Genomic DNA, 14,595 nt, shown 5'->3' with positions numbered 1-14,595 from the left:
TATTCACACGGAAGTCTTTTCCCAAGGCATCCTTCTTTTATGTATTACATGAAGAAGGCTATAGAATAACCTATAGCCTTCAAAGATAAAATATGTGTGAAAAATACCAAGAGTTATCTAATCAATAATACACCACCCCGCATTACGACAGGCTCACGGTCCGGATAGTCGCGGCTGCGGTAGGTGATTTTCCAGGCATACGTGCCTACAGGCGCCGGTTGCCCCAGATAGGTACCATCCCAGAAACTGCCATCTTCCAAGATACCTTCTGCAGCAAATACCACCTCGCCCCAGCGGTTGTAAATTTCAATTCTGGAATCGGTAATGTAGTCGCCTTTTATCTCTAATACATCATTTAAGCCGCTTGCATCTGGAGTAAAGGCATCCGGAACGAATACCCGGGCATCGCATCTGTCTAACACTGTAATTTGTTCTGTTTTGGTGCAGCCTCCCGGATTCGTCAGTACAACATCATAAACACCGGGCTGTGTAACTTCTACAATCCGCTCGCGGCTGTTGAGCTGTGGCCAGAAATAGGTGAAGTCGCCTGGGCCGGCATCCAGATTTATAGGTCTTACTGGCCGGTCGCTGGTACAAACAGCTACTTCTCTGGTTACTACATTGGTTCTGATGGCAGGCAGGATAGTTATAGCTACCTCATCGGTTACCGAGCAATTGCCAATAGTAACGGTTACTGAATACGTTCCAGAACGTGTCGGGCGGATGGTTGGCGTAGTCTCCGTTGTAGACCACCGGTAGGTTACGCCATCCCCCTGGTTGGTTGCATCCAATACAGCGGCATCATCTATGCAAATACTGCGGTCAGCGCCTAAATTCACAACAGGTGAACGGTTAATGGTTAGCCTGGCTTCTGCTGCTTCGCTGCGGCAGGTTCCGGCAGTTTGTACGACATAGAACGCATAGACTCCTGGTACGGCAGTACTTGTCAGATTTGGGCTGAATGAGGTTCCCCGGCCTACTTCACTGGTGAGATTAGCATTGTCGTACCAGATATACGTATTATTAGTTGGATTGCTGATTGTAAAAGGAGGAATACCTGCCCCTGAACAAATAACCGGTGCCGGATTGGCTATGGTAGGTCTGGCAGGAGTAGGGGTAATGGTAACATTTACGGTCGTTGTACTTTCGCAACCTGTTGCATTCCGGACTGTAAGCCGGTATGTGCCACCTATAGTTGCATTCAACACTGGTCCACTGAACGTCGTATTGTCTGGTAATGTCCAGGTATAGATTGTCCAGTTGGGAGAGGTAGCATTCAGAGTTACCGGTTGGCCCTGGCAAACAGGTGCCGGTGTTGCTACGGTAATTGCCGGCGGAGCAGGGGTAACCGTTACCTGGATACTAAAATCTGAAGAACAATCTGGATTTGCTCTTTGTGCAATACTCAACGTATAAAGCCCTGTGGTAGTAGCAATCGCGGTGCCAGTAGTTGCATCGGTTGCAATGTCACCAGAGTCATTTTTCCACTGATAAATAAAATCGCCACTGGCCCCTGGGAATAACGTTACTTGCCCACAACTGGTAACTACCGCTCTAGGATTGGCTACCGGGCTGTTTGGCGCAGGCTCAATAGTAGCTGACTGAAATGCCTGGCATCCGGCTAGTGCTTCTACTTCTACACTATAGGTGCCCGCAGGAGCAACAAGTACATTAGAAGGGCCATTTTGTACAATAGCATTAGCTGCATCCCGCCAGATAAAATTTGTAGGTGTGCCACTGGTAACATTGATGGTAATAGAGCCATTGTTTGTCGAGCATACGGCATTTTGTACCGCCGGATCTCCTAAGATTATGGTAGATTGGATGGAGTTTACTTCTTTACTTAGCGTAGCGGTGCAACCTGTAGCCGTATTAGTTACTACTACCTGGTAAATGCCCGGCTCAAGTCCAGTTAAATCTTTCGTTGTCCCTACTTGTGCACCATTCTTTGTCCAAAGGTAGGTAAAGGTACCTGCTGGCACGGTTAAGGTTATGCTACCATCAGCTGCTATAGGGTTCCCCACGCAGCCGGAAGCAGGGGCAGAGGTGGCTGTAACGGTGAAAGGTTCAGACACGGTAACGGTAATATCATCGGTAACTGTACAAGCTGGATTGGCAGCCAGATTAGTAACCGTAGCCCGGTATGTAGTAGTAGTGGTAGGGGTAACCGTAATGGTTTGTGAAGTGCCGATTACCTGATTTGTAGTTACATTCCGCCATTCAAAGCGTACATTTCCGGATGGAGCTACACCAGCATCCAGTACCAGGCTGGTTGGCTCGCATAAGGTAACATCATTACCCAGGAAATTAGCTGGAGGGCCAGTTAAAATAACATTTACAGTACCTGTCTCCACACATTGCCCTACAAGCACAATGGCTGTATAAGCCCCACCCAGCGTAGCAGTAAAGGTTTCTCCGCCTTGCACAGTGGTCCCATCCGGGCTCGTCCAGAAATATTGCGCTCCGGCTGGGCCGCTTCCATTAATATAAGCATCTAAGGTAACTGTGGTGCCAGTACACACGGTTTTGTCTGGTCCTAATTGTACAGGGGGCGGGCTCTGGAAAATAGTAAAGTCTTGTGGTTCTACCGCTTCACCTCCTTCATCTTCATTACAATCATTGAATATTGTTAACTCTGCGCGGTAGTCTCCTGGGCCAGGCATGTCTACGGTAAGCGTAGCATTCTGCCCATTTGCGCCTCTGGCTACACTTCTTACAATAGCGCCTGTTGTCAGGTTGGTAATAGTCCATTGATAGGACGATTTTTCCGGATCGCCGCCGGCCCGGTCAGGCTGAGCGGTAAAGATATATTGTACAATTTCTCCTATTTCGGCACAACTCGGTCCGTCGAAGGAAAGACTCTGGCCGTAGGAGTTCCCTGAGGAAGGAGAATTGTTGGGTAAGCCTAATCCACTGGTTCCGCCATTCAGGCTTAATCCTTCTATCTGGAAATCAACATTGGCAGGGTCAGGATCTGTTGCATTATTTATGGTGCCCAGAAAGCCGCTGCCTTCAATAGCCAGATAAATTACCTGGTCCGGGCCGATTTGTAGGGCTCCAAAAGGGTCTGTAGATGAAGCAATGGTATCTTTGCTTTGGGCAATTAACAGGGAATCGCTGCTAGCCAGGTTGTAACGGTAAAGCTGCGACTGGGCCGATCCATCTCCTGTCAACGAAACAAATAGTTCCTGGCCGGCAAATTCCAGGCCGTAAGCGGTAGGTGGCGCAGGACCCAGATCCATAGTTACTGGGTTAGACACTTCACCGGTTGCTGTATCAAAATCAAAAATTTCCACCTTATTATTTACTCCATTTGACCCAGGAATCACTACTGCTAGCTTACTGCCATCTGGCGAAACTTTCATATAGCCTTCACCTTGTGCGGGTTCTGGTCCGTGTGCAGTGCCTACAGTATAGGTAACTGGCGCACCTACACCTTGTGCAGTAAGAGGATATACCCGGAAAGTAGCTGTTGTAAAATCATGCGTAACAATCCAGGTAGTAGCCGTTGCATTGGGGTCGGTAGGGTTGCCCTGTACAGAAATAACCCGCTCTGTAGAAGGAATACCAGGAGACATAGGTACATTTTTCTGAATAACGGTGCCTAGGTTATTGTTTAGCGACATATCTACCACACTGTAAAATACCTGTGAACCAGAGGGGGCTACCTCTGTAGTAGTGAATATATAATAGATAGTCTGGCAATTATCGCAGCCGGGCTGTGCCACAATGGTAACTCCCTGAGAAGCGGTAGGGCTTCCAGTTAATCCATCTGCTCCGGTAACCGGAATATTATTAATATCCAGCATCGGCGCACCAGTGGAGTTATATACAGTAGTACCATCTGTATAAAACAGCAATTCTCCTTCACTATCTAATACAGAAGAGCTTCCTTGTGGTGCATTAGCCGGAAGTTCATTTGTTACATTGGGTTGACCCCCAGTAAAGCGAATTTCTACATTCGTTCCAAATATCCACCGGGCCTGGTCTTGCGGAGGCGGCGGCTGGGTTGGGTCTGGTTTGTAGAGGCGTACATCTAATTTATTTGTTCTGGTACAACCTGTAGTCTGGTCGGTAATGGTTAGCGAATAACAACCCTCTTCAGTAAAGCTAATGGAACGATTATTACGGGTAGCATCTGTTACACCAGGCCCTGTCCAGGTATAGGTAGCATTTGCTGGCTCAGCACCACCTTGAAATTCAGGAACTAAATCTGGAAAATCTGCATCTATACAAAATTCTTCTTCCTGGGGGCCTAGATTTTCATCTACTGGACCAATGGTAAATTGATTAATGCCATTTACTGTTACCGGAGTGCTGGCACAAACTTCCGGCTGCTCAACTCCATTTATAAATACCTTTACAGTTACCGTATAACTGCCAGGTTGCTGATAGGCATACGTAGCAGTGTTGGTAGTGGTCGTAAGTGTATCCGTAGTAACGTTTTGATCGCCAAAATCCCATTTGTATACTACGCTGGTACCAGGAGGAGTACTTCCGTTATATTGGAAGGTGGGCGCATCGGTATCGCAGTTTCCGCCAGCGCAGAAAGGCCCGGCAGTTGTGGGAGTTACACATTGTGCTTGTATCTGAAAATGAACTAAACTGAGCAATAAAAAAATCAATAAACAGCAGGGTACTCGGTATACTGGTTTGAGCATTGTGTAAAGATATTTGCACTAAAATAATTAAAAATTATATATATTGTTTAAAAACTGATTCCCGTTTGGATTGTGCTCATTCCGCTTACCGAAGAGAGCTGTTTGTCAGAAGTAATAATAGTATACTTATTGCGTATCGGAAAGTAAGTTAGCCGGAATATTTATCAGCTGTACTTATCCGGGTGTATTAAGTAATCTGTACGTTAGCTTCTAGCTTCATGCAGCCAGAGGCATCCTGGTTACATTCCAGGTGAAACTATACCTGGGCAAATAGTATAAATAGGTAGTTAAATATTATTATTTCAGGATATGGATTTGTACTTATTCAACGTTGAGGTAGAAAATACCATACAGCAGAATGGCTATTTTTTTATAAATTTAACCCGGTTGATTGAAAAGTAATTTTATAACTTTGAATACTGGGCTTGTAGAGATTATTTTGCCGGCTTATTCTACTGACCAAACAATTTATTTATTGATCTTTTGATAAAATAGTACCCTTAAGACACCGTACATGAGGAAGTATATCTTTACGCTATTTTGCCTGTTTGCCACTGCTCTTACTGCCCTTGCACAAGATCCACAGTTCTCGCAGTTTTATGCAGCCCCGTTATATTTAAGTCCATCGTTTGCCGGCTCAGCCCTGGCACCCAGAGCCGTGGTGAACTACCGGAACCAGTGGCCCAACATTGACGCCAGCTTTGTCACCTATGCGGCTTCCTTTGATTATTACTTCCCTAAAGTGAACAGTGGCGTAGGTTTGCTGGTTACCCACGATCGGCAAGGGGTAGGAGGGGTACGGTCTACAGATATTGGTGCCCAGTATTCGTACCGGCTGCAACTATCAGAAAATTTATTCTTTCAGCCAGGGTTTCAGCTATCGTATGTACTGCGGGATGCTAATTTCTTTAATCTTACGTTTGGGGACCAGTTAAATAATTTAGGGCCTATCCCTGGGCAGGGTACAGCAGAGCCTTTTGCCGGAGAGTACCGGTCTTACCTGGATTTCTCTTCCGGAGGTTTGCTTTATACCGAACGGTTTTATGTAGGCGTATCGGCCCATCACATGAACCGGCCTAACCAGTCGCTAACCGGAGATGTAAGCCGCCTGCCTATGAAAACAACTTTTCATGCCGGTTATAAAATTCCGCTGGATGCCTCTACTGCTAATGGTCTGGCGCAAAATGTAGATGCTCCCGAACGCAGCATTACACCAGCAATTCTCTACAAAATGCAGGGCAAATTCGATCAGCTGGATGTCGGGTTGTATGCTACCTATGATCCATTAGTGTTCGGCTTATGGTACCGGGGCTTGCCCATCAAACAATATGAACCAGGCTTGAATAACAGCGATGCCGTTATCTTTTTATTCGGGTTTAAGTATGAAAGTTTGTCTGTGGGCTATAGCTACGATTTAACTATTTCTAATCTGGGGCCTGCCAGTGGGGGGGCGCATGAACTTTCGTTAAGTTATATCTTCAACAGCCCGCAACCCCGCAGCCGCTTTGCTAAACGTATTCCCTGTCCTAAGTTCTGATAGAGCAGGCGTGAGATGGACTACTACCGAAAGCATGGACTTTACCGGTTTTTATGGTTATTTGGTATACTAGCCGTTATCGTAGCCATTATTTATCTGGCAGGAAAACATTTGGTGCCGCCGGAACCAACACCTGCCTCTGTTACAGGTATTGTAGAAGAATACAAGGCTGACATATTGTATAACCTGGATAGTTTGAAGCAACTCTATGGCCGGAATAAACGCCTGTTAAAAAAATATGAACTACAGACACTACTGGCTTTATCTCATTATCCTGAGTTAAAAGAGGTTTTTATTAATTTTTATGAAGAAGAAGCCTTTTTGCCCCTAGCTTCCCGGCCCGAGCCTGCCAGTATGCTGGGAGCGAAAGATACATGGCAATACAACGTCATCATTAGTACAAAGTCTATTGACGAACTGGAACCTATACTTCTGCACCGCATACCTTTTAATGCCCAAATAGGCATTATCGGGCATGAACTGGCACATACAGCGTATTATTTAGATAAGAATGTTGCCCAGATGTTGCTTATTGCCCTGAATTATCCTTTTCCTGATTTCAGAGCTGCTTTTGAAAAAAATACTGACCGGCGTGCCTTGTTTCATGGGCTGGGCTGGCAATTGCTGCACTATTCCCAGTATGCACGCCAGGTAATGAAATACGATGAAACGAACCTGGGCAGCGATTACTACTTGTCGCCAACTGAGATTGAAGCACTTATCAAAGAAAATTATTGACTTATCCTATTATAAAAAAACTCAGATGAGTAAAGTCTTAATTGCTTGATTTTGGTAAGTAATGATTGTAATATTGCGGTCAGAAGATTGTTTCACAAACTAACGTTTATCAATTATGGCAAAGATTAAAGTTGCTATCAATGGATTTGGCCGTATAGGCAGGCTTACACTCCGTGCACTCCTAAGCAAAGAAAATGTAGAGGTGGTAGCCATTAATGACTTAACAGACAATGCTACTTTGGCACACCTGTTTAAATATGATTCTATACATGGCAAATTCAATGGTCAGGTAAGCTCTGATGCAGAAAGTATTACAGTGAATGGCCGCAAGATTGCTGCTTTTGCAGAAAAAGATCCTAAAAACCTTCCATGGGGCAAACTAGGTATAGATGTGGTTCTGGAGTCTACCGGTAGATTTGTAGATGAAGCAGGCGCTGGCGGCCACCTGACTGCAGGTGCTAAGAAAGTAGTTATTTCTGCGCCGGCCAAAGGAAATATAGCCACTGTTGTGTTGGGTGTAAATGAAAATACCTTGACAGGCAACGAAACTATCCTTTCCAACGCCTCTTGTACCACCAACTGCCTGGCTCCTATGGCCAAAGTACTGGACGATAATTTCGGTATAGAAAAAGGATACATCACTACTATTCACGCATATACAGCTGACCAAAACCTGCAAGATGCGCCACACAAAGATTTGAGACGCGCCAGAGCTGCCGCTCTTTCTATTGTGCCTACTTCTACTGGTGCAGCAAAAGCTGTAGGTCTGGTATTGCCTCACCTGAAAGGAAAACTAGATGGAACGGCTATGCGTGTACCAGTGCCAACTGGTTCATTAACAGATTTAACAGCTATTCTGAAAAGAGAAGTATCTGCTGACGAAATTAATGCAGCCATGAAAAAAGCAGCCCTCAATGAGATGAAAGGTATTCTGGAATATATGGAAGATCCAATTGTGTCTACGGACATTGTAGGTAATCCGCATTCCTGTATTTTCGATGCTGAACTGACTGCTGTGAATGGTACTTTGGTGAAAGTGGTAGGCTGGTACGACAATGAATCTGGCTACTCTGCCCGTACAGCTGACCTTATCGAGCGGATTGCTAGCAAAGTGACAGCTTAATACAAGCTCAATACATTCTAATAAATAAAAAAACGCCTCTAAGGCGTTTTTTTATTTATATAATCTGCCATAAGAAACAGTAGCTTACTCAGCCGTTACTTTCGCTTCCACTGGCTGTGGTGGTACCTCTGATGCAGGATTAACCGTTTTTAACTTTTTGGCAATAACAATGCTGAATAAGCTGATGATAATACCGACAATACCCACATAATTATAGTTCTGTAATTGCCCGGCTTCATTGGTGGTTACAATAGCCCCAGCCAGCATGGCAGCGGCTCCGGAAGCTAGCTGCTGTACAGAGGAGTTTATACTCATAAATCCGCCCCGCTGTTGTGGGGTTACTACGGCTGTAATCATCGCCTGAGCCGGAATCATCCGCCCACCAGAGAAAATGAAGAAAAAGGCAGTAACCACTAATACATAATAATAAGGAATAGGGGGCATATGTGTTATTAGAAAAACCGGCCCGGCAGAGAGTACAATAAATATACTGAGTACAATAAATTTTCCGTATTTATCTGCCAGTTTACCCACTAATGGTGAGGTAAAGAATGTTAATGCACCCCCTACCAGGTAAATATACGTAACCTGATGTTCGGTAAAGCCAACATTGGACACCATATACGGCGCGATAAACGGGATGATAGAAAAATGCCCCAGTTGCAGAATAATCATCAGCAAAAGGCCTCTTTGCTGGTTAGCATCGTTTACTATGTTAGTAATAACAGCAAACGGGCTTGGTTTATAAGACAATTTCTGAATGTGCCCGGTCATGGTAGGAATATAAAAGTACACCAGGGGAATAACTACCAGGCCAATTAAGCCTACAGCAATAAAAGGAGCATGCCAGCTGATTTCCGCAGCCAGAAACAATCCTACCGGAACGCCTACTACAGAAGCTACAGAGAACGCAGCCATCAGTGTTCCCATAGCTGTACCCCGCCTTTCGAATGGAATAATATCGCCTACAATAGATAATACCTGTGCGCCAATTAATCCGCCAAAACTACCGGCGAAAATACGCGCAGCCACCAGCAATTCATAGGTAGGAGCAAAAGCACAGGCAAACGTTCCGGCAATAAAACCAATATAGCCCAGTAAGAGTACACTCTTACGATCGAATTTATCTACAAAAAAGGCGGCAACAAAACCACTAATTCCGGCGCTGAATGTATACGCAGATACAATGAAGCTGAACTGTTGCGGATTAATTTTAAATAAAGGCATCAGATACGTCCCCAGTGGCATCATGATCATAAAATCGATGATATGGGTAAAGTTGATACAGGCTAGTATCAACAGAATAATGCGTTCTTTGTTTTTCATATACGTGTAGGGTGGTTTGTGTTCCATTTACTCAACATACAGCCGCTATTGCCCGGAGGTACAAACGTGATAGGGCTATACTATGAGACACATGAACAATAGAGGTAATAGGTAGTTGTGTTACGAATTTGGAATATATAAGGCAACAGTTCTGTCCAGATGGATGTTCACTCTCCAGACAGATTCTATATCTTATCCTACATTTTCATGGATAAATAAAAAAAGCACTAAGGCGTGACAGGCTTAATGCTTTTCTGTAATATTTTCTACCAGATGTTGCTTATATAAAGCAGTATGTTGTGCTAGTAAGCTCCCTGATATTTGCGTGTGCCCCACTCAAGGGTTAACAGTGCCAGCAACAGGAAAAACAACCATTTCAGGTGAATAAGCTCCAGTAGTTCTTCGCTGGTCTGAATTACGTCTGGCGGTGGATTCTGAGTCAGAGAGGCGGTTAACTGATCTACTTCTGTTGGTAGATAGAATTTGCCGTTTGTGGCTTCTGCCAGCTTGCGCAGCAAGTTATGGTCGGCGGTAGTGGTCAGGGCTTCCAGTTGCAGATCTTTTACCCGGAATTCACCAGTAACCGTTTCTGATTTACCTTGTACCTGTGCCGTAGCTTTGTAGGTATATATGCCTTTACTCAAGCTACTGACTTCAAAACGGGAGTTGCTTTCCGAATTGGTGAAGGAATAATTATTCACCTTGTTTGCTTCATCGGTGATTTGCAGCCGGATAGGAATATCATAAATCCGCTCATAGATATCATTGTAGGTTTCTGCTTCAAATACTACTTTCTCGGTAGCCAGAAATTCATCGGCAATGGGGTAAACGCGTAGTTTTCGTTTATCTTCTTTCGCAGACAGGTATTGCACCAGCTTATTCACCAGATCGTCTACGGCTTCGTGTTTTTCTGTAAGGTTGTATTCTTCCAGCCACCATTCCCATAAGCCTTCGCCCGCCATTACAGCCGATTTTTTAGTTTTATCGGTATTTACAGCCAGCAATGGTTTATTGGTAACTAAGGCTCCTACTTTCTGGTAAAGAATAACTTCTGTATTAGCAGTGGCTTTATATTCACCGAAAGGAACCGAAACCGGGGGTAGTTTTTGTAGTAAGGTTGCTTGTTCTGGGGTAAAGCGGAAAATAGTAAAGTTCTTGTTGAAAGCCGGTGTAACCTGATCTGTCTGTCCCATACGTGTGCCTATTTTTACCAGGTTATTTACACTGTTGTACTGGTTAACATTGCTCTGATTTCCCAGAATATACCAGATAGGGGTATTGCCTTCCAGGTATTTGCGGGCTACAGCCGTTCCGGTATTATAGTTATCTGGAATTTGATGCAAAATAACTAAGTCGTATTTAGTTTCCTTAGGTGTTCCGTTGCCGGCAACAACAATGTCCAGCTGGTAGTTTTCGTTTTTTTCCAGAATACTTTTAATGGCTTTTATATCCGGATGGGGAGCCAGAGCCAGAAGCAGGATTTTTTCTTTCCCGTCAATAATATCTATATAAGCATCACGGCCATTGTTCTGTCCGGTAAATTCGCCTTCCAGCATATCTATCTCTACCACGTAATGCTGCATTCCTTTGTTTTTGGCTTCATGCACAAAGGTTACTTCCTGTACAGTATTTTCCCCTTTTAAAGAGATGCTTTTCTTTTCCAGCACTTTGCCGTTTTGTTTGAGCAGCACAGTGGCCAGTTTGCCCGAATACCCGGTACTATGAATTTCTGCTACTACCGGGAATTTGTTCTCCAAATAGGTGATCTTATTATAATGCAATACTTTTAGATTGATATCTTTTTTGGCAACCGTATCGCCTAAAGCTACCGGATAAATAGGAAAGTTATACCGCTGATATTCCGGAGAAGTACCCTGATTGTATATACCATCCGATACTAGTACTACGCCAGCCAGATTCCGGTTCTGGTAATTGCTGTTGATGTTGTTCAGCATCTGGCTCAGGTTTGTAGAGGTGTTCTGAAAAATACCGCTTCGGAGAGTGGTAGCCTCACTTTCATCCAGTAACTGAACATCTACATTTACGTTTTTTTCCTGCATCTCCTGACGCATACGTTCCAGTTTGGTAAGTAAGCTATTGAGTTGCACAGAGTCGCTGGTAAGGGCTACTGATTGGGAATTGTCTACTGCCAGTACAATGGTTGGTTTTTCATACGAGTTTTTTACCTGACGCACAAACGGACTCAGCAATAAAAAACAAAGCACACTAACCACTATAAACCGGCAGGCGGCCAGCGCCCAGTTAAGATTTTGGCCCCACAGAGGTTTTTTCTGATATAAGGCCGCTGCATAAACAGCCCCCACCACCAGACAAAGTAGTATAAACCAGGGCGAAGATGATATAAGTACTTGAAATTTATCCATTTCTCACATATTTCAGATTATTTACTAACGCTACAGCGGCTATTTGATTGTGATCTGTTGCAAATGTTGTAAGGCTAGAAAAGAGATGGCAATGGAACCTGCCACACATATTTCTCCACTACTGATTTTTCCTGGAATTTGTTCCAATCGTACTTTTTCTATCACTATGTCTTCCGTGCTATCCAGGTGCTGGTCGTATAGTTTTTCAACATTCTGAGCCAGAAAAAAATGTATGCGGTTGGTATCTTTTGTAGGATTATCGAACACCGTAGATAATCTGGTAATCTGGGTAGACGTATAGCCGGTCTCTTCTTGTAATTCCCGCATGGCTGCTTCTTCTGCCGGCTCTCTGTCTGAATTGAACACGCCTCCGGGAAACTCCAGCAATATCTCCTGTGCGCCGTGTTTGTACTGCCGCACCATAATTACTTCGCCTTCTTGCGTTACCGGAAATACAATAGCTACTTCGGCCCGCACGCTTACAAAATAATCATCTATGAGGGCTCCATTCGGCAGGCGCACCTCGTCCCGTCGGAGTTTATACCATTTATGGTCAAATACCAGAGCTGATTTAAGAATTTGCCACTTTTGCAGTTGCTTCATACTAAGAGAGGAAATGTTAACTACTAACCCATCGGAAACTTGATTGTTTTGCTAAAGGGCAGGATTCAATATAGGAATGATAAGCTGTTTTCTAAAGTGTTTGGCTATAAATTTACCTCTAATTTTCTTTTGCGGGCATGTATTCAGGTAATAAGCTTCAACTAACAGAAGAAGCAGAAAGACATGGTATATCTTTCTGCTTCCCAAAGGTAAATTACTTTTGTAGCCTACTTCTAGAATAATAGTCTATTCAATAAGCCTTAACTAAGCTTAAGTTTACGTTAGCATGCCGCCATCTACTTGTAATACCTGGCCGGTAATGTATTTAGAAAGGTCTGATCCCAGAAAAACAGCACAATCTGCTACTTCATCTGCACTGCCAGCCCTTTTTAGCGGAATACCCTGTTTCCATTCATCTACCACTTTCTGATCCAGTTCGCCAGTCATTTCAGTTTCTATAAATCCGGGAGCAATCGCATTAGCCCGGATATTTCTGGAACCTAGTTCTAAAGCCACAGATTTAGTAAAACCAATAATTCCTGCTTTAGAAGCGGCATAGTTTGCTTGTCCGGCATTGCCCCGTAAACCTACCACAGAAGTAATATTGATAAAAGAACCATTTTTCTGTTTCATTAACACCCTGGTGGCGGCTTTGGTTACATTAAACACAGACTTGAGATTGGTATTAATTACGGCATCCCACTGCTCTTCCGACATACGCATCAGTAACCCATCTTTGGTAATACCGGCATTGTTTACCACAATTTCCAGAGAGCCAAAGTCGCTAACTACCTGATTTACCAGTTCTTCGGCGGCTTTGTAGTCGGCTGCATCAGAGCGGTATCCTTTAGCTTTTACGCCAAGCGCAGCCAGTTCTTGTTCTAGTGCTTGTCCTTTTTCTACACTCGACAGATACGTAAAGGCTACATTAGCTCCTTCTTCAGCGTATCTTCTGGCTATGGAGCGTCCTATTCCTTTGGATGCACCGGTAATTAACGCTGTTTTTCCTTTGAGTAAATTCATGTGATGTTGTTTCGCTTAAAAATCAAAACGCAACAAAAACATATTATTTTCATTGCGTATATATATTAGTAAATAAAAGCTAAGAGAGTTGTGTTTACATCATTACAGATTCTTTTTTGCATACAATGACATCTTGGTGGTTATCCCAACCTTTTTCAAGATACATAATTATTTTCAAGCTTGTACTTTTTTCAAGTTGTTTAATAATCCATGATGGTTTTATTAATGATAATCCATAATTCTTAGAAAACGCATAGTCTGTATAGCCATAATTTAAAAACTTGTAGCCAAATTCTACGATTCTCCTCTTTTTTTTATCAATACCATACCAGCGATTTTTTAAAGCTGTTAAACTAAATCGGCCATGATTTGTAAACACAAGTAATCCATCTGATTCAAGGATATGTGTAAAAACTTGCAAAAGCTTAATAAATTTATCTTTAGAAAGATGAGTAAATAAAGATCCACACCAGATAAGATTATATTTAGTATTAAATTTAATTCTTGTGAAGTCAGTATTTGAAAGAATTGGTAAGCAGGCAAATTCTTTTTGACAAAACTCTAAATAATTCTCATCAATCTCTGAGCCTGCAATTGTAGCTTGAGGAAAATAAGCTCTTAAGAACCGCATAACTCTACCATAACCACAAGGAAAGTCTAAAATATTGTTAATCGATTCTCTCTTTACTCCTGATACAATTAATGCTTTCTCTATACAAGATATAGCTGAAAGCCCAACCTTAAAGTAGTGATCTTCTTTTCCTTTAATATACATTTCATCTTTTGGATGAATTTTTTCATTAATTAGATGAATAAATTCTAAGTTTTCATCTACGGCAATTTGATTTAGGATAGTTCTTAATAAATCCTTTTCATACATAAATTTATCGAAAATTAGTAGGCAGATAAAAGTAGTTTTAGCCTTCTGTGCAATATTAATATATATTATTGTATTACAACAGTAAAATTTTTGTCTACTAATTATTCTTTCCGGAGAAGATTTTTGAATTATTACAATTAGTGCACTTCTTACAACAAATGATTGTTCTCTGCAAAGAATACTCATTTGCCCTAATCAATGATTATTCAATTATAAAAAAATCTAACTTAGAATAGTATCTGCCTCAGGATGTCATTTATACATTGTGAACCTGCTACCTTTGACTAGACGGTAAGTTAAGCGAAAATAATTATCTTAAC

Annotated in this window: 9 protein-coding genes; 3 read left to right on the top strand and 6 right to left on the bottom strand. The window is 42.9% G+C overall.

From position 1 onward, the window contains the following. Positions 1-113: 113 nt before the first annotated feature. Positions 114-4,661, bottom strand: a complete 4,548-nt coding sequence (locus tag Q0590_RS15275; RefSeq protein WP_302038434.1) for a PKD domain-containing protein — start codon at positions 4,659-4,661, stop codon at positions 114-116. Between the two features lie 514 nt (positions 4,662-5,175). Here Q0590_RS15275 and Q0590_RS15270 point away from each other — a divergent pair. The 3 genes from Q0590_RS15270 (at position 5,176) to gap (ending at position 8,059) form a co-directional block, all read left to right on the top strand. Next, positions 5,176-6,198, top strand: a complete 1,023-nt coding sequence (locus Q0590_RS15270) for a PorP/SprF family type IX secretion system membrane protein (protein ID WP_302038433.1) — start codon at positions 5,176-5,178, stop codon at positions 6,196-6,198. A gap of 15 nt (positions 6,199-6,213) precedes the next feature. Next, positions 6,214-6,936: a hypothetical protein gene (locus tag Q0590_RS15265; RefSeq protein ID WP_302038432.1), complete on the top strand. Its 723-nt coding sequence runs from the start codon at positions 6,214-6,216 to the stop codon at positions 6,934-6,936. A gap of 115 nt (positions 6,937-7,051) precedes the next feature. Next, positions 7,052-8,059 (top strand): type I glyceraldehyde-3-phosphate dehydrogenase, encoded by a 1,008-nt coding sequence (gene gap / locus Q0590_RS15260; protein WP_302038431.1) that lies wholly within the window; start codon positions 7,052-7,054, stop codon positions 8,057-8,059. An 84-nt stretch (positions 8,060-8,143) separates the two neighbouring features. On the opposite strand, the gene Q0590_RS15255 is transcribed toward gap, so the two are convergent. The 5 genes from Q0590_RS15255 to Q0590_RS15235 all read right to left on the bottom strand — a co-directional run bounded on the left by Q0590_RS15255 (position 8,144) and on the right by Q0590_RS15235 (position 14,275). Further along, the gene (locus tag Q0590_RS15255; protein WP_302038430.1) at positions 8,144-9,385 is read right to left on the bottom strand and encodes an MFS transporter; all 1,242 of its coding nucleotides are present in this window, start codon (positions 9,383-9,385) and stop codon (positions 8,144-8,146) included. Positions 9,386-9,687: 302 nt separating this feature from the next. Next, on the bottom strand, positions 9,688-11,769 hold the full coding sequence (locus tag Q0590_RS15250; protein WP_302038429.1) for a vWA domain-containing protein: 2,082 nt from the start codon (positions 11,767-11,769) through the stop codon (positions 9,688-9,690). A 39-nt stretch (positions 11,770-11,808) separates the two neighbouring features. Beyond that, on the bottom strand, positions 11,809-12,372 hold the full coding sequence (locus Q0590_RS15245) for an NUDIX hydrolase (protein WP_302038428.1): 564 nt from the start codon (positions 12,370-12,372) through the stop codon (positions 11,809-11,811). Between the two features lie 276 nt (positions 12,373-12,648). Next, the gene (fabG, locus tag Q0590_RS15240; RefSeq protein ID WP_302038427.1) at positions 12,649-13,395 is read right to left on the bottom strand and encodes a 3-oxoacyl-[acyl-carrier-protein] reductase; all 747 of its coding nucleotides are present in this window, start codon (positions 13,393-13,395) and stop codon (positions 12,649-12,651) included. A gap of 94 nt (positions 13,396-13,489) precedes the next feature. Further along, complete coding sequence (locus Q0590_RS15235) at positions 13,490-14,275, bottom strand: class I SAM-dependent methyltransferase (protein WP_302038426.1); 786 nt, start codon at positions 14,273-14,275, stop codon at positions 13,490-13,492. Between the last annotated feature and the right edge of the window lie 320 nt (positions 14,276-14,595).

Source organism: Rhodocytophaga aerolata (genome assembly GCF_030503435.1).
Taxonomy (GTDB): Bacteria; Bacteroidota; Bacteroidia; order Cytophagales; family 172606-1; genus Rhodocytophaga; species Rhodocytophaga aerolata.
The sequence above is the reverse complement of the archived record's forward strand: the minus strand, read 5'-3'. Positions and strand labels throughout refer to the sequence as shown.

Bases quoted from the DNA above. Each gene is read 5' to 3' on its own strand.
- Q0590_RS15275 (WP_302038434.1), bottom strand. From the start codon at position 4,661: ATGCTCAAACCAGTATACCGAGTACCCTGCTGTTTATTGATTTTTTTA.
- Q0590_RS15270 (WP_302038433.1), top strand. From the start codon at position 5,176: ATGAGGAAGTATATCTTTACGCTATTTTGCCTGTTTGCCACTGCTCTT.
- Q0590_RS15265 (WP_302038432.1), top strand. From the start codon at position 6,214: ATGGACTACTACCGAAAGCATGGACTTTACCGGTTTTTATGGTTATTT.
- gap (WP_302038431.1), top strand. From the start codon at position 7,052: ATGGCAAAGATTAAAGTTGCTATCAATGGATTTGGCCGTATAGGCAGG.
- Q0590_RS15255 (WP_302038430.1), bottom strand. From the start codon at position 9,385: ATGAAAAACAAAGAACGCATTATTCTGTTGATACTAGCCTGTATCAAC.
- Q0590_RS15250 (WP_302038429.1), bottom strand. From the start codon at position 11,769: ATGGATAAATTTCAAGTACTTATATCATCTTCGCCCTGGTTTATACTA.
- Q0590_RS15245 (WP_302038428.1), bottom strand. From the start codon at position 12,372: ATGAAGCAACTGCAAAAGTGGCAAATTCTTAAATCAGCTCTGGTATTT.
- fabG (WP_302038427.1), bottom strand. From the start codon at position 13,395: ATGAATTTACTCAAAGGAAAAACAGCGTTAATTACCGGTGCATCCAAA.
- Q0590_RS15235 (WP_302038426.1), bottom strand. From the start codon at position 14,275: ATGTATGAAAAGGATTTATTAAGAACTATCCTAAATCAAATTGCCGTA.